The sequence below is a fragment of the Alphaproteobacteria bacterium genome (genome assembly GCA_016124955.1).
Taxonomy (GTDB): domain Bacteria; phylum Pseudomonadota; class Alphaproteobacteria; order UBA9219; family RFNS01; genus RI-461.
Genome location: WGMR01000005.1, coordinates 230,166 through 255,507, shown reverse-complemented (window position 1 = coordinate 255,507; position 25,342 = coordinate 230,166). Strand labels below are relative to the sequence as shown.

The 25,342-nt window shown below is 58.0% G+C and carries 23 protein-coding genes; 12 read left to right on the top strand and 11 right to left on the bottom strand.

Annotated elements, in window-relative coordinates; genetic code table 11:
• Positions 1 to 111: 111 nt before the first annotated feature.
• The 9 genes from fliF to GC131_04275 all read left to right on the top strand — a co-directional run bounded on the left by fliF (position 112) and on the right by GC131_04275 (position 10,975).
• The gene (gene fliF / locus GC131_04315; GenBank protein ID MBI1273292.1) at positions 112 to 1,761 is read left to right on the top strand and encodes a flagellar M-ring protein FliF; all 1,650 of its coding nucleotides are present in this window, start codon (positions 112 to 114) and stop codon (positions 1,759 to 1,761) included.
• A gap of 15 nt (positions 1,762 to 1,776) precedes the next feature.
• A complete protein-coding gene (gene fliG / locus GC131_04310) occupies positions 1,777 to 2,802 on the top strand; it encodes a flagellar motor switch protein FliG (protein MBI1273291.1) in 1,026 nt (341 codons plus the stop codon).
• Positions 2,802 to 3,506 carry a hypothetical protein gene (locus GC131_04305; GenBank protein MBI1273290.1) on the top strand — a complete coding sequence of 235 codons (705 nt, stop codon included), beginning with the start codon at positions 2,802 to 2,804 and terminating at the stop codon, positions 3,504 to 3,506. The genes fliG and GC131_04305 overlap by 1 nt, the downstream gene beginning before the upstream one ends.
• Positions 3,507 to 3,516: 10 nt before the next feature.
• Positions 3,517 to 3,873 carry a flagellar motor switch protein FliN gene (gene fliN, locus GC131_04300; GenBank protein MBI1273289.1) on the top strand — a complete coding sequence of 119 codons (357 nt, stop codon included), beginning with the start codon at positions 3,517 to 3,519 and terminating at the stop codon, positions 3,871 to 3,873.
• Between the two features lie 27 nt (positions 3,874 to 3,900).
• On the top strand, positions 3,901 to 5,286 hold the full coding sequence (locus GC131_04295) for an AAA domain-containing protein (protein MBI1273288.1): 1,386 nt from the start codon (positions 3,901 to 3,903) through the stop codon (positions 5,284 to 5,286).
• A gap of 70 nt (positions 5,287 to 5,356) precedes the next feature.
• On the top strand, positions 5,357 to 7,495 hold the full coding sequence (flhA, locus tag GC131_04290) for a flagellar biosynthesis protein FlhA (protein MBI1273287.1): 2,139 nt from the start codon (positions 5,357 to 5,359) through the stop codon (positions 7,493 to 7,495).
• A 1-nt stretch (position 7,496) separates the two neighbouring features.
• Complete coding sequence (locus GC131_04285; protein MBI1273286.1) at positions 7,497 to 8,504, top strand: GTPase; 1,008 nt, start codon at positions 7,497 to 7,499, stop codon at positions 8,502 to 8,504.
• Positions 8,505 to 8,518: 14 nt separating this feature from the next.
• Positions 8,519 to 9,319, top strand: a complete 801-nt coding sequence (locus tag GC131_04280; GenBank protein MBI1273285.1) for a P-loop NTPase — start codon at positions 8,519 to 8,521, stop codon at positions 9,317 to 9,319.
• Positions 9,320 to 9,337: 18 nt separating this feature from the next.
• Complete coding sequence (locus tag GC131_04275; GenBank protein ID MBI1273284.1) at positions 9,338 to 10,975, top strand: hypothetical protein; 1,638 nt, start codon at positions 9,338 to 9,340, stop codon at positions 10,973 to 10,975.
• Here GC131_04275 and argG read toward each other — a convergent pair.
• The 4 genes from argG to fliI form a co-directional block, all read right to left on the bottom strand.
• Entirely contained in the window at positions 10,972 to 12,207 is a 1,236-nt protein-coding gene (argG, locus tag GC131_04270; protein MBI1273283.1) for an argininosuccinate synthase, read from the bottom strand. The genes GC131_04275 and argG overlap by 4 nt on opposite strands.
• Positions 12,208 to 12,297: 90 nt before the next feature.
• Positions 12,298 to 13,116, bottom strand: a complete 819-nt coding sequence (locus tag GC131_04265; protein MBI1273282.1) for a nitrate reductase — start codon at positions 13,114 to 13,116, stop codon at positions 12,298 to 12,300.
• Between the two features lie 6 nt (positions 13,117 to 13,122).
• Complete coding sequence (locus GC131_04260) at positions 13,123 to 13,548, bottom strand: hypothetical protein (protein MBI1273281.1); 426 nt, start codon at positions 13,546 to 13,548, stop codon at positions 13,123 to 13,125.
• Positions 13,549 to 13,554: 6 nt separating this feature from the next.
• On the bottom strand, positions 13,555 to 14,889 hold the full coding sequence (fliI, locus tag GC131_04255) for a flagellar protein export ATPase FliI (GenBank protein MBI1273280.1): 1,335 nt from the start codon (positions 14,887 to 14,889) through the stop codon (positions 13,555 to 13,557).
• 212 nt (positions 14,890 to 15,101) lie between these two features.
• Here fliI and GC131_04250 point away from each other — a divergent pair, with 212 nt between their 5' ends.
• Positions 15,102 to 15,830, top strand: coding sequence for a response regulator (locus tag GC131_04250; protein MBI1273279.1), 729 nt, complete (start codon positions 15,102 to 15,104; stop codon positions 15,828 to 15,830).
• A 26-nt stretch (positions 15,831 to 15,856) separates the two neighbouring features.
• On the opposite strand, the gene GC131_04245 is transcribed toward GC131_04250, so the two are convergent.
• From GC131_04245 to GC131_04220, 6 genes are all read right to left on the bottom strand, one after another.
• Positions 15,857 to 16,741, bottom strand: coding sequence for a methyltransferase domain-containing protein (locus GC131_04245; protein ID MBI1273278.1), 885 nt, complete (start codon positions 16,739 to 16,741; stop codon positions 15,857 to 15,859).
• Positions 16,738 to 17,871 (bottom strand): chemotaxis-specific protein-glutamate methyltransferase CheB, encoded by a 1,134-nt coding sequence (gene cheB / locus GC131_04240; protein MBI1273277.1) that lies wholly within the window; start codon positions 17,869 to 17,871, stop codon positions 16,738 to 16,740. Before cheB ends, GC131_04245 begins: the two co-directional genes overlap by 4 nt.
• A gap of 96 nt (positions 17,872 to 17,967) precedes the next feature.
• Entirely contained in the window at positions 17,968 to 18,339 is a 372-nt protein-coding gene (locus GC131_04235; GenBank protein ID MBI1273276.1) for a response regulator, read from the bottom strand.
• A gap of 33 nt (positions 18,340 to 18,372) precedes the next feature.
• Positions 18,373 to 18,867 carry a chemotaxis protein CheW gene (locus GC131_04230; protein MBI1273275.1) on the bottom strand — a complete coding sequence of 165 codons (495 nt, stop codon included), beginning with the start codon at positions 18,865 to 18,867 and terminating at the stop codon, positions 18,373 to 18,375.
• The gene (locus tag GC131_04225; protein MBI1273274.1) at positions 18,864 to 21,506 is read right to left on the bottom strand and encodes a response regulator; all 2,643 of its coding nucleotides are present in this window, start codon (positions 21,504 to 21,506) and stop codon (positions 18,864 to 18,866) included. Before GC131_04225 ends, GC131_04230 begins: the two co-directional genes overlap by 4 nt.
• A gap of 122 nt (positions 21,507 to 21,628) precedes the next feature.
• Entirely contained in the window at positions 21,629 to 22,270 is a 642-nt protein-coding gene (locus GC131_04220) for a hypothetical protein (GenBank protein ID MBI1273273.1), read from the bottom strand.
• 95 nt (positions 22,271 to 22,365) lie between these two features.
• On the opposite strand from GC131_04220, the gene GC131_04215 reads away from it, so the two are divergent.
• The gene (locus tag GC131_04215) at positions 22,366 to 23,130 is read left to right on the top strand and encodes an NAD kinase (GenBank protein ID MBI1273272.1); all 765 of its coding nucleotides are present in this window, start codon (positions 22,366 to 22,368) and stop codon (positions 23,128 to 23,130) included.
• Positions 23,131 to 23,132: 2 nt separating this feature from the next.
• Complete coding sequence (locus tag GC131_04210; protein MBI1273271.1) at positions 23,133 to 23,996, top strand: transporter substrate-binding domain-containing protein; 864 nt, start codon at positions 23,133 to 23,135, stop codon at positions 23,994 to 23,996.
• Here the strand turns inward: GC131_04210 and fabF are convergent.
• A complete protein-coding gene (gene fabF / locus GC131_04205; protein MBI1273270.1) occupies positions 23,990 to 25,255 on the bottom strand; it encodes a beta-ketoacyl-ACP synthase II in 1,266 nt (421 codons plus the stop codon). The two genes, GC131_04210 and fabF, sit on opposite strands and share 7 nt — an antisense overlap.
• Positions 25,256 to 25,342: the final 87 nt, after the last annotated feature.

Here is a 25,342-nt window from a genome sequence, read left to right as displayed (position 1 = left end):
AATCAGATTTTCATAAAATTCTAGACATTCTTGGTTAATTCCAGGCGCTGGGGAGCGTTGCTGGTACGGTTTTTCTGGCGCAACCGCGCCATATGTTTTGGGGAGCACAACGTGAACGGATTCCTGCAAACACTCCGCAACCTCGGGCCTATGCGGCTTGCCGCGATCGGCATCGTCGTGATCGCCCTGCTTGGCTTCTTCAGCTTTCTGACCTCGCGCATGACGCATGCGCCGATGTCCCTGCTCTATAGCGAACTTGAGCAACAGGATGCTTCCGCCATCGCCGCCCGGCTCGATCAAATGAAGATCCCCTTCGAAGTCACGCCCGACGGGCGCAGCGTCAAGGTCCCCGCTGACATGGTCGGCCGCGCGCGCATGGCGGCGGCGGCCGAAGGTCTGCCCAAGGGCGGCTCGATCGGCTATGAAATTTTCGACCAAAAGGAAAGTTTCGGCACCACTACTTTCGTTCAGAACGTCAACCACTTGCGCGCCCTTGAAGGCGAGTTAGCCCGCACGATCAGCACGCTAACCCCCATCAGCAGCGCCCGCGTTCACCTTGTGCTGCCGCAACGCGAACTGTTCAGCCGCAACCAGACGGCGGCCAGCGCCAGCATCTTCCTTAAAATGCGCAGCGCCGCCACACTGACCAAGGAACAGGTTTCCGCAATCCAGAACCTGATTGCCGCCGCCGTACCGCAGCTTCAAACCAACCAGATTTCCATCATCGACGACCGCGGCAACCTGCTCGCACGGCCGATGGAAGGCGACAACACCCTCGCGATGGGCGCCTCGCAAGATGATATTCGTTTGAATTTCGAGCGCGCGCAGGCCCGCAAAATCGAAGACCTGTTGGCGCAATCGATCGGCTTCGGGCGCGTTCGTGCGCAGGTTTCCGCCGAAATGGATTTCGACCGCATCACGACACAATCCGAAATCTATGATCCGGAAAGCCAGGTCGTCCGCTCTCAGCAGAACACTTCGGAAGACACCACCAGCTCTAACAATGCAAGCGGCAGCGCGAGCATCACGAGCAACATTCCCGCCGGCCTCGCACCCGAAGCGGGTGGCGGCAGCGGCAATACATCAAACCGCACGGAACAGACCATCAATTACGAGATCAACAAGACCATTCGCAGCCAGGTGCGCGAAAGCGGCCAGGTGCGCCGCCTTTCGGTCGCCGTTGTTGTCGATGGCAGTTATGCCCCCGACGAAAATGACAAGGAAAAAATGGCCTATACGCCGCGCACCGAAGAAGAAATGAAGCAGATTGAAGCGCTCGTGCGCTCCGCCATCAGCTTCGATGCCAGCCGCGGCGATACGCTGGAAGTCACCAACATGCGCTTTATGCAGCCGGAAGAAACCGTCGAATCCGGCCTGCCGCAGCTTGATATGATGTTCGGCTTCCCGAAGGAAGATCTGTTCCGCCTGATCGAGATTGTGGTGCTTGCAATCGTTGGCGTGCTCGTGCTGTTGCTCGTTGTACGCCCCCTGCTTCGCCGCGCCATGGAATCCGCCGGTTCGTTTAGCGGCGGGGGCGATCAGCAAGCCGCGATAGCCGCGGGCGGCTCGCCTGCGCAACTTTCCGGCCCGATGGGCGGCGGCGATGATGAAGAAAGCGCGCTTGATAGCATGATCGATATCGGCCGCGTGGATGGCCGGGTGAAGGCTTCGTCCATCCGCAAGGTCGGCGAGCTGGTTGATAAGCATCCTGAAGAGTCCGTTGGCATCCTGCGCAACTGGATGTACCAGGAAAACCGTTAATAGAGGGAGCAAGCCGTGGGTGTACGCGTCCGTGAAGACATTCGCAGCCTGAATGGCACCGAAAAGGCCGCCATCGTGATCCTGTCGCTTGGCGAGGAACAGGCCGCGCGTCTGTTCTCCCACATGAATGACGACGAGATCAAAGAGCTTTCGCAGGTCATGGCCAATCTTGGCAATGTCAGTTCAAACCTCGTTGAGCGTCTGTTCGTCGAATTCGCCGAACAGATGTCCTCGACCGGCTCGCTGGTCGGCACGCTTGAATCCACCGAACGCCTGCTCGCCAAAGTCCTCGATAAGGGCCGCGTTGACGGCATCATGGAAGATATTCGCGGCCCCGCCGGCCGCACGATGTGGGACAAGCTCGCGAACGTAAACGAAGCCGTTCTCGCCAGCTATCTCAAGAACGAGTATCCGCAAACGGTCGCCGTCGTGCTCACCAAGATCACACCCGACCATGCCGCGCGCGTTCTGACCCAGCTGCCCGAAAGCTTCTCGCTTGAAGTCGTGACCCGCATGCTGCGCATGGAATCGGTGCAGAAGGATGTGCTTGACGATATCGAACGCACATTGCGCAACGAGTTCATGAGCAACCTCGCGCGCACCAACAAGCGCGATCCGCACGAACTTATGGCCGAAATTTTCAACAGCTTCGACCGCACCAACGAAAGCAAGTTTCTGTCTTCGCTCGAAGAACGCAGCCGCGACTCCGCAGAAAAAATCAAGAGCCTCATGTTCACCTTCGAAGATCTCGGCAAGCTCGAGGGCGCCGCGATCCAGGCGATCCTTCGTGTGGTGGACAAGGCCAAGCTTCCTGTCGCGCTCAAGGGCGCTTCGGAAACAATGCGCGATCTGTTCTTCAGCAATATGTCTGAACGCGCATCCAAGTTGCTTAAGGACGATATGCAATCGATGGGGCCGATCCGCGTCCGTGACGTTGAAGAAGCGCAGCAGGCTTTGGTTGCCAGCGCCAAGGACCTGGCTGCCAAGGGCGAGATTGTAATCAACAAGGGTAATGAAACCCAGGATGAGATGATTTACTGATGACCGCAACAACCGATACACAGATGCGCAAATTTCTGTTTGATCGCTCATTCGATCAAAGCAGCAAGCCTGAGGAAAAAAGCAGTTTTTCCGGTGAACAGCTTAAGAAAGCCAAGGATGAAGCCTATGAACAAGGCTTTGCCGACGCGCAGCACACCGCCAACGAGAAACAGGCAAGCGATACGGCAGCCATGCTGGGCCGGGTGGAACAGCAACTCGCGGCCATCATCGGCAATGTGGTTGAAGCGCGCAAGCAACAGCTTTCCGATACCGTAGAGATCGCCACGCATATGGTGCGCAAACTGATCCCCGATTATATCACCCGCAACGGCATGAACGAGATTGAAGCTATTTTGCAGCAAGCGCTCTCCGAACTTTCGCGCGAACCGCGCCTTGTCGTGCGTGTTGCCGAAGAACGGCTTGATGACTTGAATGCGCAGCTTGCAAAACTGGCTGAGCAAACCGCCTTTGCGGGCAAGGTCGTACTGCTTGGCGATAACGATCTTGCGGCATCCGATTGCAAGGTCGAGTGGGCCGATGGCGGCATAGAGCGCGATGTGAACCTGATCTGGCAGCAGATCGACCGTGCCGTGGCCCACGCACGCCAATCTATTCCGGCCGAACAGACGACCCCGCAACACGATACCGGCGAAGCCGCCGAAACGAACGAACCCGATCCATCTGCAACTAACGTAACTGTGTAGGAGACACGAAATGGCTGATACAGAAAACCCCGGCACCGGCAAAGACGATGCCAAGGATTCGCTGACCCTGACCGAGCTGGATTCGGGCGGCACGGATATGGTCGATGGCAACCCCGCCACGGTCGAAGACCTGGGTGCGGTTTACGGCATCCCGGTTCAGGTTTCGGCCGTGCTTGGCAAATCGGAAATGCCCGTAAGCCATTTGCTGAAACTTGGCCGCGGCGCCGTGATCGAACTTGACCGCAAGGTCGGCGAAGCCATCGACATCTATGTCAACAACCGCCTGGTCGCGCGCGGCGAAGTTGTGGTCGTTGAAGACCGCCTCGGGATCACGATGACAGAAATCATCAAGGCCGAGGCCCAGTAACAAGTTAGTCGGAAACGAGGAAACATTATGCGTCTTCTTATCGTCGGTCATCTTGAAGGATACATCACCGAAGCCGGTCGTATTGCCGTCACGCGCGGCGCCAAGGTCGCGCATATCGACAGCATCGATGGTGCGCTGAACGCGCTGCGCGACGGCAAGGGCGCCGATCTGGTGATGTGCGACATAAAGCTCGATATCGCCAAGTTGATCGAAAACCTTAAATCCGAGCGTATTATCGTTCCCGTCGTCGCTTGCGGCATCGGCACCGATGCCAGCGCTGCCGTGCGCGCTATCCGCGCCGGTGCGAAGGAATATGTTCCCCTGCCCCCGGATGCCGAACTTATCGCGGCCGTCCTTGAAGCGGTTGCCGAAGAAAGCAATCTCGTCATTGCCCGCGACAGGGCGATGGTCCCGGTGGTCGAGCTGGCCGACAAAATCGCCCCGAGCGATGCTTCCGTGTTAATCACGGGCGAGTCCGGTACCGGCAAGGAAGTCATGGCCCGTTACATCCACCGCAAGAGCAAGCGTTCCAACAACAACTTCGTTTCCGTGAATTGCGCGGCTATCCCGGACAACCTCCTGGAATCCGAACTGTTCGGCCATGAAAAGGGCGCCTTCACCGGCGCCGTCGCGCGCCGCATAGGCAAGTTCGAAGAAGCCAATGGCGGCACCCTTCTGCTTGATGAAATCAGCGAGATGGATTTGCGCCTGCAGGCCAAGTTGCTGCGCGCCATTCAGGAGCGCGAAATTGACCGCGTCGGCGGCACACAGCCGATCAGGGTCGATATCCGGCTCATTGCCACATCGAACCGCGATCTTGAAGCCGAAGTCAAAGCCAAGAACTTCCGCGAAGATCTGTACTTCCGGCTTAATGTCGTCAACCTTATTCTGCCGCCGCTGCGTCAACGGCCTACGGATATCAGCGCCCTGGCCGAACATTTCATCCAGAAATACGCGCAAGCCAACGGGCTAGGTCCGCGCAGTCTTTCGCCCGCCGCGACCACAATGCTGCAGCAGCATCATTGGCGGGGTAACGTGCGCGAACTTGAAAACACCATGCATCGCGCCGTGTTGCTGGCAAAGGGCAATGTTATTGAACCGGAAGGCATCCTGCTTTCCGGCCAAAGCTTCGCGCCGAACGGCAGCCCCACGCCCGCCGGCATCGCCGCCCAGATCGCGGCCGACCGCGCCGACGGCCAGGGCGATACGGGCGCACTGGTCGGCAAAACGGTTGCCGATGTGGAGCGTGATCTTATCCTCAACACGCTCGATCATTGCCTTGGCAACCGCACGCATGCGGCAAACATTCTCGGCATATCGATCCGCACGCTGCGCAACAAGCTGAAGCAGTACAGTGAATCGGGTGCGCCCGTTCCACCGCCGCCTTCGGGCGAAGAACGCGCGGCATCCTGACCGCAGGTGAAAAATGGCTGAGCCCACCGCAATAACCACCACGGCGAGCACCGCAACCGTGCCGGCCACGATGCCGACGCAGCGCAGCGTTGCGACCACGGATTCCGGCGGCGGCGAAGCGGGCGGCGGCACCGGCGATTCCGCCTCGGGCGGGTTCGGCGCCCTTCTTACACGCGGCGACATTTGGCTTGCCATTGGCCTGCTTGTTATTTTGTGCGCCCTCGTGCTGCCGGTTCCGCCGTTTCTGGTTGATATAGGCTTGTCGCTTTCCATCACCTTCGCCGTCATAATTCTTATGACGGTCATTTTTATCGGCAAGCCGCTGGAATTCAGCAGTTTCCCGACCGTGCTTCTGGTTGCCACCCTGATCAGGCTTTCGCTCAATCTTGGCACGACACGTCTGATCCTGAGCGAAGGCAATAACGGCGAAGAGGCCGCCGGGCAGGTCGTGAAGGCCTTTTCAAGCTTCGTCATGAGCGGCGATTTTATCATCGGCGTTATCGTCTTTTCTATCATCACGCTCGTGAATTTTATCGTGGTCACCAAGGGTTCGGGCCGTATCGCCGAAGTGGCGGCGCGCTTCACCCTGGATGCCATGCCCGGCAAGCAAATGGCGATCGACGCCGATCTTTCGTCCGGCCTGATTGATGAGCAGGAAGCCAAGCTGCGCCGCAAGGAGCTGGAAGATGAAAGTAACTTCTTCGGCTCCATGGACGGTGCCGCCAAGTTCGTGCGCGGCGATGCCATCGCCGGCATCGTCATTACGCTGATCAACATTATCGGCGGCATCACCATCGGTACGTTTCGGCACGATATGCCGGTCCTGGAAGCGGCAGATGCCTACGTCAAGCTCACGGTCGGTGACGGCCTCGTAACACAGATCCCCGCCCTGCTGGTTTCCGTGGCTTCCGGTATGCTGGTTTCCAAAGCGGGCATGACCGGCACAACCGATAAAGCTATGTTTGGCCAGCTAGGCGGTTACCCCGCCGCGCTCGGCCTTACCTCGATCACCATGATGACGCTGGCGCTCGTACCGGGTATGCCGATGCTGCCCTTTATGCTGCTTAGTGGCGTGATCGGCTATGCCGGTTTCCGTGCCAGCGAGAAAAAGAAAGCCGCAGCGCAGGCCATGGCGGAAAGTGCGGCGGCCATGGCTGCCCCGCCGGCTATGCATGAAGAGCCGATCGGCAAATCCCTGTCTATCGATCTTATCCGGCTTGAACTTGGCTACGCCCTGCTCGCGCTTATCAACAGTGAAGCCGGGCAGAAGCTGACCGACCAGATCAAGGGCCTGCGCCGCCAGATGGCCGGCGATATGGGCTTTGTGATGCCCTCGGTGCGCATACAGGATAACTTACAGTTGCCGCCCAATACCTATGTGATCCGCATCAAAGAGATTGAAGCCGGGCGCGGCGAGCTGCGCCCCGGCATGCTGCTGGTGATGGACCCGCGCGGCGAAGCCATAGCCCTGCCCGGCGAAGCGACCACGGAACCGACCTTTGGCCTTACCGCCATGTGGGTCGATGCGACATATCGCGAAGAAGCCTTGTTCAAGGGCTATACCGTTGTCGATCCGCCTACGGTCATCACAACGCATCTGACCGAAAGCATCAAGGACAACATGTCCGAGCTTCTATCCTACAGCGAAACCCAAAAGTTGCTGGACGAGCTGAGCACCGAGCAACAAAAACTGGTCGCCGACGTTATCCCGAGCCAGATCACGATCAGCGGGCTGCAACGTATTCTGCAAAATCTGTTGGCCGAACGCATATCGATCCGCGATCTTCCGACCGTACTCGAAGGCGTTTCCGAAGCCGCCGGCATCACCCGCAATCTGACGGCAATTACAGAACATGTGCGTTCCCGCCTTTCGCGGCAGATATCGGATTCGCACACCAATGATATAGGCTTTCTGCCCATCCTGACCCTTTCGCCCGAATGGGAGCAAGCGTTCGCCGAATCGCTTGTGGGCAATGGCGAAGAAAAGCAGCTCGCGATGCCGCCCAGCAAGTTGCAGCAATTTATTCGCGGCGTGCGCGAAACCTATGACAGGCATGCCCAGATGGGCGATTCTCCCGTGCTGCTGACCAGCCCCGGCGTCCGTCCCTATGTGCGCTCAATAATCGAGCGCTTCCGCCCGGCAACGATTGTCCTGTCGCAGAATGAAATTCATCCAAAAGCAAAAATTAAAACGTTAGGCCAGATTTAATATGCGGTTACGCTCATTCCACGGTCCAAACATGACAGACGCCATGCGTCAGGTGCGCGATGCACTCGGCGATCATGCGATCATCGTTGCCACGCGCGACGACGATATGGGCGGCGTCCGCGTGACCGCCGCGGTTGACGAAGTTGCGGTCAAGGCCAATGGCATGGCGCGCGCCGCCGCCATGGTCCCCGATACCGATACAGATAACGACCTGATTGAAGGGCTCGCTGATTGTTTCTACAAGCACGGCCTTTCCGCCGTGCTTTCGGAAAAGCTTCTGGCCACGGCTGTGCACTATGCTGCGAACGACCCTGTGCTCGCGCTCGCGGCCGCATTCGACGCCCATATGCAGTTCCGCCCGATCCTGGACGGCAAGGCGACCAAGCCGCTTATGCTGATCGGCCCGCCTGGCGCAGGAAAAACCCTGAGCACCGCCAAAATGGCAACGGCCGCCAAAATGCTTGGCCAGCCCGTCAGCGTTATCACGACGGACACAGTGCGGGCGGGCGGCATTAGCCAGCTTGCGGCCTTCACCAATCTTTTGAAACTGAAGCTGCTTGAAATTGAAGATGCGGGGGCGCTGCGTGATACGCTTAGCGTGCATGGCGGCGGCAATCTTGTGCTGATCGATACCGCCGGCTGCAACCCTTTTGATAAGCAGGACAGAAAAGACCTTAAAGATATGCTGGCCAAGAACGACGTGGAAGCCGTGCTGGTCATGCCCGCAGGCTATGAAATACAGGAAGGAAGCGACCTTGCCGCCGCCTTCCGTGAACTGGGCGCGAGCAGCATCCTGCTTACCCGCGGCGACATGACGCGCCGCTTCGGCAGCGCGCTGAGCATAGCGCATGAAACGAAATTGCCGCTGGCAGGCATCAGCCGCTCGCCGGACGTCACGAAGCCGCTTGAATCGCTCAACCCTGTTTCCACCGCTCGTCTTTTGCTTCCCGAAGCCGAAAGCAAGCAGCAAGGCGCAACCAGCAACAAACCAACCGGAACCCACGCATAAGGCGGAGAATGACCATGGCCGACCCGATTTCCTTCACACCTCACGCAGGCAGCGGTGCCACCCCCGCCCCGCTTACAGCGCCCAACATGCTCGCGGTCGCCAGCGGCAAAGGCGGCGTCGGCAAGACATGGTTTTCGATTACCCTTTGCAGCGCGCTCGCCAAAGCCGGCAAGCGCGTTCTGCTGTTCGATGGCGATCTCGGGCTCGCGAACGTGGATATCCAGCTCGGCCTTACGCCCGAACTGGATCTCGGCGCGGTCATCGAAGGCAAAACCACCCTGCCCGGCGCGATTACCCGCTATGAAGAAGGCGGGTTCGATGTTTTGGCGGGCCGTTCGGGTTCCGGCAACCTTGCGACACTTGCAACCCAGCGCCTCGCTGAATTGCGCAACGATCTGATGACTCTTGCGAACAACTATGACCGGGTTATCGTCGATCTCGGCGCCGGGGTGGATCGTTCGGTACGCCAGCTTGCCGGGCCTGCGGCAACGACGCTTGTCGTCATCACCGACGAACCGACCTCCCTGACGGACGCATACGCCTTCATCAAGCTCGGTCGCGCCGCCAACCCCAAGGCCGACATGCGCGTGATCGTCAATATGGCAACCAACAAGGCAGACGGACAAAAAACATACGAAACTATCAAGAAGGCTTGCGAAAGCTTCCTGCAATACACGCCGCCGCTGGCCGGCATCATAAGGCGCGACGCCAAGGTGCGCGATGCGATCCGCGCCCAAACCTCGCTGCTTGTCCGCTCGCCCGTCTCCGATGCCGCAAGCGACGTGCAGGCAATCGCCAAAGAAATTCTCGGGTAGCCCGGAAAGGCGACGGCCATGGTGGATATCATCCCGGCCGCACTGCCGCCCGAACTTGCGCTGCCCGTCACGGTCGCGCAGCAAATCGCCGCCATTGAAACCATTGTCAAGCAGTTGCCGCAGCAGCTCATAAAACTTGAACGCCAGCTCCTGCTTGGCGGCACGCTCACGACGAATCTGGAGGCCGGTCAGGCGCAAATCCGCACCCCGCAGGGTGATGTGCAGCTCGTGCTTCCCAGAACGCTGTTCGAGCAAATCAAAAGCCAGCAGCTGCAACAGCTGCTTAGCGTGCTGCAGGCCGATAAAAGCAACGCCTATATCCAGCTTCAGCCGGGCAACCCGCCGGCCAAGGCCACGCTTCTGGTCGATTATGTCAACCAGCCCGTGCAAACACGGTCGCAAGCGGCGGCAACGAACTCTGCCGCCTCGTCCGCCATAAAGCCGGGGCAAAACCTGACGGCCTTCGTTCTACCGCAGGACGCCAGCAAATTATTCCAGCAATTCGCCCCCGCCGCGCAGCAAACCATTCAGCAGCAACCCTTGCAAACGGCAACCAGCGGGCTTTTGCAGCAAATTAGAAATTTCACGCAGCAATCGGTCAGCTATCTGCAAAACACCACTGGCAGCATTCTTCACCCTGCCGCGCAAAGTGAAGTGGCTGCGCGTGCACCCACATCTCTGCCGCAAGGTCAGCAAAATGCTGCCGGTACGCTCAACGCAACGGCAGGCACCGCCATCACCTTCAAGCCCGGCCAGAACATCAATTTCCACCTGAATGCCGTGGCCGCCGGGGCACAAGCCAAGCTGACAGCAACGGGCGATAAAATCCTCGCGACCGTGATCGCCAACACACCCGGTGGGCAGGTCGTGGTCAATGCCGGGGAAAACACGCTTTTCGTGCGGCAGGCCGCCAATTGGCCCGTGGGCACGCAATTGCTTTTAAGCACCATTGCAACGGCCCGGCCCGATACAGCGCTGCCGACACTGGCCGAAGGTGCCGAATGGCCGGCGTTGAAGCAGGTGCTCGATGCCCTCGGCAGCATCGACCCCGGCCTGCGCCAGCAGATCGTGCAAAATCGTATCCCCCAGCCCGGCCAGCAAATGAGCAGCGCGATGCTGTTTCTCTTTTCGGCCCTGAACCAGGGCGATGTGCGCGGGTTGCTGGGGCAGCGCGCGAGCGAAGCACTCGATAAAATAGGCAAGCATGCGCTGCTCAAGTTGCTGTCGGATGAGCTGCGCGGCGGCGTCCGCACCGCAACCGACCCGGTAGTAGGCGAATGGCGGCACTACCACCTGCCCTTCCTCGATCAATTCGGCATGAGTGCGCTGAATTTGTATGTGCACCGCGATCGTCACAAAGCCGGGCAGGAAACGGCCGAGGACAAAAAGGAAGCGCAGCAAACGCGTTTCCTGATCGACGTGACTTTCACGCGTCTTGGCGCGATGCAGCTCGATGGCTTCGTGCAGCCGAAAAAGCTTGATCTGATTATCCGCAGCGATCGCGATCTTGGGCGGGGGCTGGAGCGCGACCTGCAGGGCGCGTTCAGCGACGCGCTTGTGCTGATCAATTACGCCGGAAATATAAATTTCCAGCACGGGCGCGGGAACTGGATAGGATTCCTGAATGCGCCGCACGAAGCGGTTTCGCTGGCCTAGCCTTTCAGCTGCTTGGTCGCCGCGATGGCGCGGGCATTGACGGCCAGCACGCGCAGGAACCCTTCCGAATCCGCGTGGTTGAAGCTGCCTTCCGCTTCCATCGAACCGTCCAGCGTGAAGAGCGAATGCGGCGCCGCTTCGGCCTTTACATATTGGGCAACGCCGCGCAACAGCCGCAAGGTTATCGTACCCGTAATAAGGCGCGTAACCTGTTCAAGCGAAGCCCTGATCATCTGCGAGCACAGATCGTAGTAATAACCTTGATAAATCTGCTTGGCATACAGCAGCCCGAGCTGATCGAAGATTTCGCGCGAACGGCGATCGAGCACGAGCTGAACCAGATACGCATAAGCCGTGCCAAGCAATTCCATGCCCGGCGCTTCATACACGCCGCGCGATTTAACGCCGATAAAGCGGTTTTCGACCAGGTGCGCGCCGATGCCCACGCCGTGCCTGCCGGCGATCTGGTTGGCTTGCAGCATTGCTTGCAACCCGTTCACCTTGGCGCCGTTGATCTGGACCGGGCGGCCCTTCTCGAACCGGATCACGACTTCTTCGGGTTTTGCGGGCGCATCGCTGGCCCACACGCCCATGCCCGGGGTCACGATATCCGGTGCGGTGGTGATATCTTCCAGCTTGCCGCCTTCGTGCGTAAGGCCAAGCATGTTGGCATCGGTCGAATAGGGTTTCTCGCGCGTGGCCGTGATCGGCACATTTTGCTGTTCGCAATAAGCGATCATCTGCTGGCGGCCGGGGAAACGCTTCAGGAATTCTTCGTCACGCCACGGGGCATACACTTCCATGCTCGGTTGCAGCATGTTGGTCATAAGCTGGAAGCGGATCTGGTCGTTACCGCGGCCGGTCGCGCCGTGGCTGAATATCTTGATCCCGCGCTTCACGATTTCGGGCAGCAAGCCACTTACGGTTACCACGCGGCCCATGCCGGTGGTGTTCCAGTAACGGCCTTCATAGGTGCTTTGCGCCTGCACGACCTCAAGCCCGGCTTCCGCCATCCGTTCCTGCAGCGGCACCGCGACATAATCGACCGCGCCGCTGGCGCGCATGCGCTTCTCGATTGCGCCGAAATCCACCTCGTCCGGCTGGCCAAGATCGGCCGTGAAGGCGACAACCTTGACGCCCAGCGATGTCAGCCAATGCGTGATCGTGCAGCTATCGAGCCCGCCGGATGCGGCGAAAGCGATTGTCTGGCCCTTGAGTTCCTGTACCTGCATGCTTACCCCCGGAATATCTGTCTGGCGCTAAAATGACGGAAATCGGGGTAAAATCAAGAAAAATCCGGGTTATGGCCGGCTGGCTTAAACTTATTCCTCAACCAGCTTAAGCGTAAGGCACTTGGCACTGCCCCCCGCCTTGATGAATTCGCCCAGCGGGGTGACGATGGGATCAAAGCCCTTGGCGCGCAGCGCCTGTTGCAGCCCTTCGCTGGCATTACCCATCACAACACGCGGCGCAAGGTCAACGGCGTTGCAGGCAAAGGCAAAAGCATCCTCTTTGCTGGCAACAATACGCCTGCCCGCCGGCACAACAGACTCAATCTTGCCGCGACTTTCGGCATCGAAGGCATCGGGGTAGTAAAGCACATAGCCGCCCGTAAGCGGGCACAGACAGGTATCGAGGTGATAGAAGTGCGGGTTGACGAGCTTAAGCGTCACAACTTCCCGCCCATAAACCTGTCCCAGCAGCGTGGCGGCACGGGCATCGGAACGCAGGCCATAGGCCGTCCATATCAGCCTTGCGCCGCGATCAAGCAGCGCATCGCCCGCGCCTTCAAACAGCGCGTCCTTCGGCCAATCGGCGATCTTGAAACCGGCTGATTTAAAAAATTCGTGGTCGTATTTTTCTTCGCCCTTGCGCTCGGTATTGCGAAAATGGCTGACCACAGCAATATCGCCGATCACGAAACCGGCATTGGCCGTGAATACGAGATCGGGCAAGCCGGGCTGCGGAGGTTGCAGCACAATATCGGCATAGCGCGCGATAATGGCATGCAAATCGTTCCACTGGCGCACGGCCAGCGTGCGGTCCGCCCGGCCGATCTGCCCCTCCATCCAGGCATTGATAACGTAACTGACCTCATAATGATCAGGCGCGCACATCATGATGCGTTGTTTGTCTGGCATGCCGGGTTATTTTCCTTCCCTCTGCTTGCGCTCATAGTTCATCACGGCGGTTTCGTCCAGCTCGCCCTGCTCCTGCTTCAACTTTTCTTTCTCTTCCTCGGCGGCACGGTTGGCGGCAACGATTTCATAGCGCTTCTGTTCCTCGAACAGTTCGGCAAGCACCTCGCGCGCCTGCTCCACGGCCGCAACCGCCGCAAAACGCGCAACTTCCAGTTGCCGGGCGCGTTCGGTCGCCCATTTTACGAAAGCGCCATATGTGCTGCTCGTTTCCGGCGCGGCGCGCACGGCTTCCTGTTCGATTGCCTGCTGGGTTGCAAGCTGCACGACTTCCTGTTCAATGCGATCGAGAATGGATTGTTGTTCCGCCAGAATCTGGCGCTGTTCATCGACCCGGCTTTTCTGCAATTTGATGAGCGTGGCGATGCTTTTCATGGCGCGTTATGGCCATTGCACGCCGAGCACCCCGGCCAGCTTGGCATAGCCTTCCCCCAGATTATCGCGCTCGGCCTTGTCCTGACGCAGAAAATCCTCGACCACCGGGTAATACTGGATCGCCTCGTCGGTTTCCGGGTCGCTGCCGCGGCGATAGGCGCCGAGCCTGATCAGCTCGGCCATGTTTTCATAGGCCGCAAGGTAACGGCGCGCACGCGTCACCAGCTCGTTCTCGCGGTCGCTGTTGCAAGCAGGCATGGTGCGCGAAATGCTGCGCAGGATATTGATGGCGGGGTAACGCCCGCGCTCGGCAATCGCGCGCTCCAGCACGATATGCCCATCAAGGATGCCGCGCACGGCATCGGCAATCGGTTCGTTATGATCGTCGCCGTCCACAAGCACGGTGAAAAGGCCGGTGATCGCACCTTTGCCCGCCTCGCCCGGCCCGGCGCGTTCAAGCAGCTTGGGCAATTCGGCAAAGGTCGTGGGCGGGTAGCCCTTTGTCGTCGGCGGTTCGCCGGCCGCGAGGCCGATTTCACGTTGCGCCATGGCAAAACGGGTCACGCTGTCGATCAGGCACAGCACCTGCTTGCCGTCGTCGCGGAAATATTCGGCGAGCGCCAGCGTCATATAGGCCGCCTGCCGGCGCAGCAGCGCCGCTTCGTCTGATGTGGCGACAATCACGATGCTGCGCGCAAGGCCTTCGGGCCCCAGATCGTCATGGATAAATTCCTGCACCTCGCGCCCGCGTTCGCCCACAAGGCCGATGATCGATATATCGGCCGACGTATAGCGTGCCACCATCGACATCAGAATGGATTTACCGACGCCGGAACCGGCGAAAATACCCATGCGCTGTCCGCGGCAACATGTCAGGAAGCTGTTGATGGCCCGGATACCAAGATCGAGCTTTTCCCCAACCCGCTGCCGCGCATGGGCCGAAGGCGGGGTGTTGCGGATGGGCGTAGGAACGGTGCCACGCGGTAACGGTCCCTTGCCGTCAATCGGTTCGCCCAGGGCATTGATAACCCGGCCAAGCCACGCTTCGCTCGGATACACGACAGGCTGCGCATCCGCCACCTCCGCCTTGCACCCAAGCCCGATGCCGTCGATCACGCTATAGGGAAGCAACAGTGCCCGGTTTTCACGAAAGCCTACGGCCTCGCACAGAACCTTGCGCCCGCCGCGCGCGATCACATTGCAGCGCCCCCCCACCGAAAGGTGGCGTTCGACCCCGGCAACTTCGATCAGCAAGCCTTGCACCGCGGCCACGCGTCCGAAAACGCGCGTCGATGAGATGGCTTCGATATTTGCCACAAGGCGGTTTTGATCTATTCCCACGGCAGATTCGCTCCCTTAACTAAGTGTATGACTTTATTGGTAAACGAGAAATAAACTTAATAAACATGTGTAAATATTAATAATTTTCATGTTTTGTTAACATTTTTGGTTAATTAGTGTAAATTGTTAAAGAGTGTTACGCGAGTCTTGGCTCCTCGCCTGCTCATACGCGTGACGTAATAATTAAAGCAGATAACCATAGTGAGGGTGCCATGCGCGTTCTGCTCGTTGAAGACGATACCTCGGTCGCAAAAAGCATCGAGCTCATGCTGCAAGCCGAAGGTTTCATTGTCGATACGACCGACCTCGGTGAGGACGGCCTCGAGATCGGCAAGATCTACGATTACGATATCATCGTACTCGATCTCATGTTACCCGACATTGACGGGTATGAAGTTCTGCGCAGGCTTCGCGCCGCGAAAGTTTCGACACCGATATTAATTTTGTCGGGCCTGTCGGAACTCGACAACAAGATCAAGGGTCTTGGCTTCGGCGCCGACGATTATCTGACCAAGCCTTTCGACCGCCGCGAACTGGTTGCGCGTATTCACGCGATCATCCGCCGCAGCAAGGGCCATTCGGACAGCGTGATCCGCACCGGCAAGCTGATGGTCAACCTCGATACCCGTACGGTCGAAGTGGACGGCAAGCCCCTCCACCTTACCGGCAAGGAATACGGCATCCTTGAGCTTCTGAGCCTTCGCAAGGGCACGACGCTGACCAAGGAAATGTTCCTGAACCACCTTTATGGCGGTATGGACGAGCCGGAACTGAAGATCATCGACGTGTTCGTCTGCAAGCTGCGTAAAAAGCTGGCGACGGCCGCCGGGGGCGACAACTACATCGAGACGGTATGGGGCCGTGGCTACGTGCTGCGCGACCCGAATGCCGCCAGCGATGGCAAATCCCCGAGCGAAACAAGCGCGGCGGTTGCGGGCTAACCTTCCAGGTACCTTTTATATCGAATTTAACGGGCCACTGTGCCTGTGGCTGGCTGCGCAGGTGCGGCGCCAGCCGGAGCCCCATAAAGACCCGCCGAAGCGCTTGACTGGACATAGAGCGCACGCTGGCCTTCCAACGGCTTGAATTTATCGGTAATCCCCAGAACGGTTTCGGCTCCGCCCAGATACAATACGCCATCGGGCGTCATCACGCGGCTGATCGATTCCAGGACCTTACCCTTGGTCTGCGCATCGAAATAGATCAGCACGTTGCGGCAAAACACGACATCAAAGACCCCTATGGGGCCGAAATCCTGCAACAGGTTCATTTCCCTGAAACTGACCATGTTGCGGATATCCTGATTGATCTGCCACTTGTCGCCCTGCTGCGTAAAGTATTTCACAAGCAAGGTGATAGGCAGACCGCGCTGCACTTCGAACTGCGTATAGATGCCGCTGCGGGCACGCTCGACCATTTCGCTGGAAAGATCGGTGCCCACAATTTCTATCCGCCAGCCGGCAAGCCGGGCCTTGTCTTCGTTCAAAAGCATGGCCAGCGTGTAGGCTTCCTGCCCGCTCGAAGAAGCGGCCGACCAAATGCGAATGTGCTTCTTGCCGGCCCTCGTTTCCAGCAATTTGGGTAATACCACTTGCCGGAACTGGTCAAACGGCCGTTGATCGCGGAAAAAAGATGATTCATTTGTCGTCATCGCTTCCGTCATATCGCGCAGAAGCGCTTCTTCCCGCTTGGCCCGGATCGAAGCCGCCAGATCGTCAAGGTTTTTAAGGTTCCATTTGCGCGCGACCGGCATCAGGCGCGATTCAAGCAAATAGGCTTTTTCGGGCGTCAGCACGAGGCCGGAACGCTGCTTCACGATGGTCGAGAAAAGGTCGAAATCTTCCGGCCTCATGGCTTCATCCCCAAAGCGATCTTCCGCGCATAGCCGCCCACGTCATTAAGCGGCAGAACCGCCGAGCAAAGCCCCGCCATCGCGACAGCGCCGGGCATCCCCCACACCACGCTGGTGGCTTCATCCTGCGCAATAACGCTACCGCCCGCCTGCACGATCAAATCGCTGCTCTTCATCCCGTCCTGCCCCATGCCCGTAAGGATGACGACCAGTATTCTTTTGTCGAACAACGGCAACAGGGAACGCAGCATGGGGTCCACCGCGGGGCGGCAAAAATTTTCTGCCGGTTCCTGGTTCAGCTTCACAACATGCTGCCCGGCCGGGTTCTTGACGATGGTCATATGGTAATTGCCTGGCGCAAGCAGCACCTTGCCCTTCGTCAGCACGTCACCATCTTTGGCTTCGCTGCACGGCACGCCGCAATGCTTGTTGATATGATCGGCAAGGATGGTCGTGAAGGATGGCGGCATGTGCTGCGTCAGCACGATAGGCTGCTGCAAATCCGCGCCAAGATCCTTGATGACCTTAAAAAGCGCTTGCGGACCGCCGGTCGAGCTGCCGATCGCGATAATATCGGGTTTAATGATCGGGTGCGTGCGCAACGTCACGACTTTGGCTGGCGGGGCGGGCTTATCCTTGAATGCGCTTCTTGTGTCTTGGTCTGCGGCCGGTTGTGCGCCCGGCTGCGATGCACGAAAGGCGGGAGCTTCGGGTTCGGCGCGGCGCACACCCGCCCTGCGTGCAGCCACGGCCAAAACCTTGACCTTATCGACAAGTTCGCGCTTGAAATCTACTGCCGCTGTCAATTCGCGCGAAGTCACGGGCTTGGGCACATAATCGGAAGCGCCCAGCTCAAGCGCCTTCATGCTGATCTCGGCGTTCTTCAGCGTCAACGTGGATGCCATGATGATCTTGACCGCCGGATCAACGCCCAGCAAATGCGGGATCGCGGTCATGCCGTCCATGACAGGCATTTCGATATCAAGCACGATGACATCAACCGGCATTTTCTTGAGCATGCGGATGCCGATCTCGCCATCGGCAGCGGAGGCAACGACCTTGATATCGGGGTCACTTTCAAGTGCGCGTGAAATCAGGCCACGAATAACGATCGAATCTTCGACCACCATAACACGGTAAGGTAAACCGCCTGTGGGCTTTCCTGCTCCGGCATGCACAGCTGATTGCACTTGTGTGTTGCTAGCTCCTGTTTCCATCATGCCCAGCTATGTCGCCGCCAAACCAAGCTGGGAAAGCTTGCTTTGGATGATGTCACTATCGAACGGCTTCATGATGTATTCGTTTGCACCGGCCGCAAGAGCCTTCTGAATATGGCTCATATCGTTCTCGGTCGTGCAGAACACAACCACCGGCCCGTTGCCGTTCGGAAGCTTGCGCATGGCCAGCAGGAATTCGAGCCCGTTCATAACAGGCATATTCCAGTCAAGCAGCACCATTTCCGGCAGCTGCTTCTGGCATTCCGTCAGCGCTTGCTGGCCGTCTTCCGCCTCAAGGCAGGTGAAACCCAAATCCTCGAATATCTTGCGGGCGACCTTACGGACGACGCGGCTATCATCGACAATAAGACAGGATTTCATGCGGGCTTGCCCTTGCTCTATCGTCCCATGGTATCATACGGCTTCGGACTTAATAAAGTTTAGAAGCCGCGAAACGTCCAGCACAACCAATAACTTGCCGTCCAGGCGATAGATGCCCGTGGAAACTTCTCTCCAGCGAGGATCAAGGGTGGGCGGGCTTTGTTCAAAATCGCTGCTATTGAGGCTCATAACCTCGCCCACCTGATCGACCATCAGGCTATACAGTTCGTCCTTGAACTCGGCCACAACGCTCATGCCATCGCCCTTGCCTTCTCTTGGCGGCAAGCCCATGCGGGTGCGCAGATTGATCGCGGTCACGATCCGCCCGCGCAGGTTCAGCGAGCCGGAAACTTCAGGCGGCGCCAACGGAATTTTTGTGATTTTCTGCGGCGACAAAACATCCTGCACCTGCAGAACGGGAATGCCGAACAGCTGACCCGCTATTGTCATCGTCACAAAATCGTTGCGTTCGATCACCGTCGGGCTAGAGCCCCTTTTAACTTCGGTGGCAGGAAGTTGCATGTTCATGCCGTGCCTCCCACCTTCAGCGAATGATGCAGCGCTTGCAGCAACCCTTCGCGGTCAAATTTGGCGACATAATCCGTGAACCCGACCTGGCGGCCGCGCTCAAGATCGCGCGGCGTGGTATGCGAAGACATGGCGATCACGGGCGTGGCGCGCCACTTTTCGTCCTGCCTAAGCTTGGTCACAAAATCAAAGCCGTTCATGCCGGGCATTTCGATATCACTGACGACCGCATCGTAAAGCTGTTCGCCTTCCATCAGCTTGATCGCCTGCAGCGGGTTTTCCGCGGTCGTTACCTTATAACCCGCAACGGTAAGCAGCGGGGTCAGAAGATTACGGAAGAACGGGCTGTCATCAACCAGAAGAATATTGTTCGTCTTTTCTTCTCCAAACGTATCTTCATCCTTGACCCCGAACCAGTCGGGGAACGCGAGATCGAGGTAGTACCCGATATCGATCACGTCCGTGGCCTTGCCTGAAATGATCGCGCTCCCCATCAGACCGGTCTTGTCGGTGGAAAGCTCGACATTCATATTGTCTTCGACGATGTCCACAATCTCATCGACAATCAGGCCCATCGAACGCTCGTTATCCGCAAAAACCAGAACCGGCTGGTTGCCCGTTCGCTTGATTTCATAACCTTCCTGTATCGGGACAAGCGGCATTAGCTTCCCGCGATACTGCACGACCGGCTTGCCGTTCGAAAGTTCAACGGTTTCCATATCGACATCCTCAAGCCGTGCGACAAGCGCCAGTGGCACCGCTTTTGGCGCCTTGCTGCCCGCACGGAACAGCAACAATGCCTGCCGCGAACCTTGTTTGGATTTTTGGCTTGCCTGCGCGTCCGCGCCATCCAGTGCGGCGCCCTGGATCTCGCCGACATTGCTGGCAATGCCATTCGGATCAAGGATCATGATGACGCTGCCGTCGCCAAGAATGGTGTTGCCGGAAAAAATGTTGATATGACGAAGAATGGGCGAAACCGGCTTGACCACGATTTCCTCGGTATCGAAAACCCGGTCAACCATGATGCCGAAGGTCGAAGCGCCGACCTGCGCCACCACGATAAAGCATTCGTCTTCCTTGCGTTCCGCGTTGTTGTCTTCAAGCTTCAGAAGTTCGCGCAGCGAAATAAGCGGCAACAGGCGGTTGCGCAGACGCAGGACGGAAGCATTATTGATATGCTCAATCCTGTATTCGCTGCGTGCAGATGTCCGCACCAGCTCGATCACGCTAAGCTGCGGCACGGCGAAACGTTCGCCGGCACATTCGACAATAAGCGCCGAAACGATCGCCAGTGTCAGCGGAATTTTGATCAAAAAGCGCGAACCCTTGCCATAGACAGAATTCATATCTATGGTGCCGCCGATTTTTTCGATATTCGTTCTTACCACGTCCATGCCGACGCCACGGCCGGAAACGCTGGTGACCTGCGCTGCTGTCGAAAAACCCGGCTTGAAGATAAATTGCATAATCTGCTGATCGCTCAACGCTTCAAGTTCGCTTTCCGTCGCAAGACCGTTCTTGACCGCCTTTTTCTTGATCATGTCGATCGGCAAACCTTTACCGTCATCCGATATTTCTATGATGATATGGCCGCCTTCGTGATAAGCGTTCAGCGTAATGCGGCCCGTTTCCGGTTTGCCGGCCTTGATGCGGTCGGCGGGCCCTTCGATACCGTGATCCCCCGAATTGCGCACCATATGCGTCAACGGGTCCTTGATCATTTCGAGAACCTGGCGGTCAAGTTCGGTATCGGCCCCAAGCATCTGAAGGTCGATCTTCTTTTTTAATTCGATCGACAGGTCGCGCACGATACGCGGCAGCTTCGACCATGCATTGCCGATGGGCTGCATGCGCGTCTTCATAACGCCTTCCTGCAGTTCCGAAACCACGTGGTTAAGGCGCTGCAACGGCGGCGTAAATTCGCTGTCCTTTTGCATACGCGATATCTGTAAAAGCTGGTTGCGGGTCAGCACAAGCTCGCTCACCATGGTCATCAGATCTTCGAGCACATCCACATTCACGCGGATCGATTGCGCGAGGCTGGACTCTTTGGCCGCGCCTTCAGCGGCGGCCGCAGGCGGCGCTGCCGCCTTGACTGTTTCCGGCGGCACTTCTGCCGGAGTTTCCGCAACCGCGGGCACGGCGGCTTCTTGCTGTTCGGTTACTTCCGCAGGCGCAGCGGCCATGGGCTCGGCGCTTTCTTCCACAACCGGCGCATGGCCGGCAGCAGGTTCGGCAGGCGTTGCCGGAGCGGCAGCGGCTTTACCATCTGCCATCGCATTAAGATCGGCGATCAGTTGCGTATCATCGCCTTCCGGTTCTTTTTCAGTTTGTTCAAGTGCGCTCAGGATACCCTTGATCGTATCCATGGAGCGAAAAATCAGGCTGACGGCTTCCGGCGTAACCGGCAATTCGCCATCGCGAAATTTTCCAAGCACGTTTTCACCGGCATGCGCCACTTTTTCAAGACGCGGCAATCCGAGAAACCCGCAAGTACCCTTGATGGTGTGCACGAGGCGAAAGATGCTGCTAAGCAATTCCTTCGAAGGATTTTGTTCTAATTCGACAAGCTGCACGTCGAGCTGTGCAACGCCTTCGTTGGTTTCGGTCAGAAACTCGCTAAGCAGATCATCCATGGCAGCCTCAATGGAACGCTATCGCCTGAATCAGGCACAAGGAAGGGGGTGTGGAATCCTTGCCCCCTATAGTGGTTACCAATGATTAATAAGGCCTTACCGGAAGGCAATATTCTTATGAATTATATCGATTTAGATAATACAAACGTAACCTTTTCAGATACCCCGGTATTATATTTCAGCTTAATGCCAAAATGTTCGGAGAAGCGGGAAACGATATAGGCATGGACCGTACGCGGCGTTACTTCCTCGACCGGCGTCTTGCCGTCCAGACAAGCCACGGTTACGGGCTGGACCGTCGCGCCCCTGCCCGCCGCTTCCACTTTGCATGAGACGTCGCCCGGGTTTTCCGGCGCGGCCACGGTTATGGACCCGCCATAGGCCAGCGTTTCTTCCGCCAGCATGATTGTGTTGATCAGCAGCTTCAGCGCGCCGCGATTCTGAACAAACATCTCGCTCGGTGTTCCGGCAGGCCAGCTAAGCTTGATCTTGCCGTGCTCGAGGTATTCCTCGACAACGCTCCGTGCGTCCTTGACCGTAAGGTTACCTTCGCTTCCGGCGCGGCCATAACAAAGACGGAACAGGCGCAGCTTGCGCGATGCCTGCCCCGCGCTATCGCCGATGAGCTTCATGGCTTCATCCACCACGCCACCGCCGACATCATTGACCAGCTCAACGCCGTTGTTGATCGCACCGACCGGGCTGATCAGGTCGTGGCATATCTTGGAGGACAACAGCTCCACCACCCGGATATCGATTTGCATGGAAACTCCTGAATTCTCTGTATATTAATCCTGCGTTGACACTGGTTACGAAATCTTTAACGCTTCGGCCCATAGAGCTTATGAAAGCTGTGGATATGTCAGAAAAAATAGCCTTCCTCGCCGCCGAACAGCCCAAGGCGCAAGTTGCGCTGAACGAGCTGACCAAGCTGTATGGCCAACAAACGCCGGAAAAGGCGGATATTATCGTGGCGCTGGGCGGCGATGGCTTCATGCTGGAAACACTGCATAAGGCCCATAAACTGCAAAAGCCGGTTTACGGCATGCGGCACGGTTCGGTTGGCTTCTTGCTCAATACCTACGATAGGGCCGATTTACCCGACCGCCTGACCCGTACGCAAATGGTTGAACTTCACCCGCTGCATATGATCGCACACAGCAACGATGGCGGTAAGGCCGAAGCCTATGCCTTCAACGAAGTTTCCTTGTTGCGCGAAACGCGGCAAGCCGCGCACATCAAGATTACGGTCGATGGAGTCACGCGGCTGCAAGAATTGGTATGTGACGGCGTGCTTGCCAGCACCCCGGCAGGCAGCACGGCCTATAACCTTTCTGCCCACGGCCCCATCTTGCCGCTTACTGCCAATGTGATGGCCTTGACGCCGATCAGCGCTTTTCGCCCGCGCCGCTGGCGCGGTGCTGTGCTGCCGGCGGACTCCACGCTGCGCTTCGATATTCTGGAACCCGAAAAACGCCCGGTCAGTGCGGTGGCCGATTTTACCGAAGTGCGCGATGTCAGGTGCGTGGACGTGCGACAGGTGGACGATATGGCCGTCACGGTCCTGTTCGACCCGGAAGCCAACCTGGAAGAGCGCATGCTGCAAGAACAGTTTGAAGTCTGATAATGAAGGCCGCCATGAAGAAGTTCAATTCAGCCAACAGCGTTATTCTTTTACTGGCATTCGGGTTTTGGACCTTACCGGCACATGCTGGCGAAGCGGCTTCCAACAAAACCTATGATCGCGTTATCGCCAGCGGCCAGCTGGGCTGCGGCTATATCGTTTGGCCGCCCATGGTAACGAAGGATATCAACACCAGGGAATTCGGCGGCGTCACATATGAGGTGTCGCAGGCCCTTGCTGCCGCACTAGAACTTAAACTCGTCATGCAGCAGGAATTCAACCTTGCGACATACATGCAGGATCTGAACAACGGCCGCTATGACATCGAATGTACCGGCGGCTGGCCAAACGCCAAGCGCGGTAAATATATCGAATACTCCAAACCTTACGGCTATTTTTCCATCGTCGCGGTTGTCCGCAATGAAGATGTCAGGCAAGGTGAGCTCGGATGGATCAACGATCCTGCAGTGAAGGTAGCCGTCATTGATGGCGAAACCTCGGCCATGATCCAGGCGCGCCGCTATCCCAAGGCCGCTGCGGTTGAGCTACCCGCTTCCAGCAACGCCAGCGACCTTCTTATGAATGTCATGACCGGCAAGGCTGATGTAACCTTCACCGACATGCCTTCTTTCACGACGTTCGAGAAAACCAATCCAGGAAAGCTAAGGGCGCTAACAAACAAGCCCGTCCGGCTCGTGCCGCTTACCTTCTCCATTCCCGCCGGGGAATATCGTTTGCAAAATATGGTCAACACCGCGCTGGACGAACTGATGCTCGATGGTGTGATAGACCGCATATTGGCGAAATATGACGCATCAGGCACTATGCTGAAGCCCGTGCCGCCGCCGCACCAAGGGCGCTACTGAACTTCCCTGAAAACCAGACTGGCATTGGTGCCGCCGAAACCGAACGAATTGGAAAGCGCGATGCGCATCTTCTTTTCCTTGGCCTTATGGGGCACGAGGTCGATGCCTTCCACGCCTTCCGACGGGTTTTCAAGGTTCAGCGTGGGCGGGATTATGCCGTCATTGATGGCCTTGATTGAATAGATGGCCTCCACCGCGCCGGCGGCGCCAAGCAGATGGCCTATCGAAGATTTGGTTGAAGACATTGAAACCTTGCCAACCGCATCGCCAAGCAGACGCTTGACCGCCTTGACTTCAATTTCATCGCCGCGTGGCGTCGATGTGCCGTGAGCATTGATGTAATCGATATCGGCGGGGGCAATCTTGGCCCACTGCAGGGCGGAGCGCATGGCACGGAAACCGCCATTGCCGTCTTCAGCCGGGGCCGTCATGTGGTAGGCGTCGCCCGACATGCCGTAGCCGATTAGTTCCGCATAGATACGCGCGCCGCGCTTCTTGGCATGCTCATATTCCTCAAGCATCACGATGCCCGCGCCTTCGCCCATGACGAAACCATCGCGGTCCTTGTCATAGGGGCGCGAAGCCTTGGTCGGCTGGTCGTTGAAGGATGTGGAAAGCGCGCGCACCGCGCAAAATCCGGCAATCCCGATCCGGCATACTGCGGATTCAGCCCCGCCCGCGACCATCACATCGGCATCCCCGAGGCCGATCAGCCGCGCGGCATCGCCGATCGCGTGCGCGCCGCTGGCGCAGGCGGTGACGACAGAATGGTTGGGACCACGGTAATCGTAAACAATCGAAACCTGCCCGGACGCGAGGTTGATCAGGCTGGCCGGGATAAAGAACGGCGAGACGCGGCGCGGGCCGCGATCCTTAAGCGTCACCGATGTATCGTATATTTCCGGCAGCCCGCCAATGCCGGAACCGATCAGAACGCCCGTGCGTTCCTTCTGTTCGTCATTGGCCGGAACATAGCCGCTGTCCCGAACCGCTTCGGCCGCCGCCGCGACCGCAAAATGGATAAAGGCGTCCATCTTCTTCTGGTCTTTGGGAGGAATGATGGAATCGAGGTCCATTTCGCCAGCACCGGTACCGCGCGGCACTTGCCCCGCGACCTTGCAAGCAAGATCTTCTGCTTCAAAACCCTTGATCCGGTCGATACCGCTTTCGCCGGCGATCAGACGACGCCAGTTATGATCGACGCCGCTGCCAAGCGGCGAAACGATCCCCATGCCTGTAACGACCACACGCCTTAACATGTGCTCTCCAATGCCCCTCTAACGCACACCGTCATCTGGCCATCATAGCAGCCAAGCGGTCGCGTTTCAAAAAAAGCAGAAAAACGG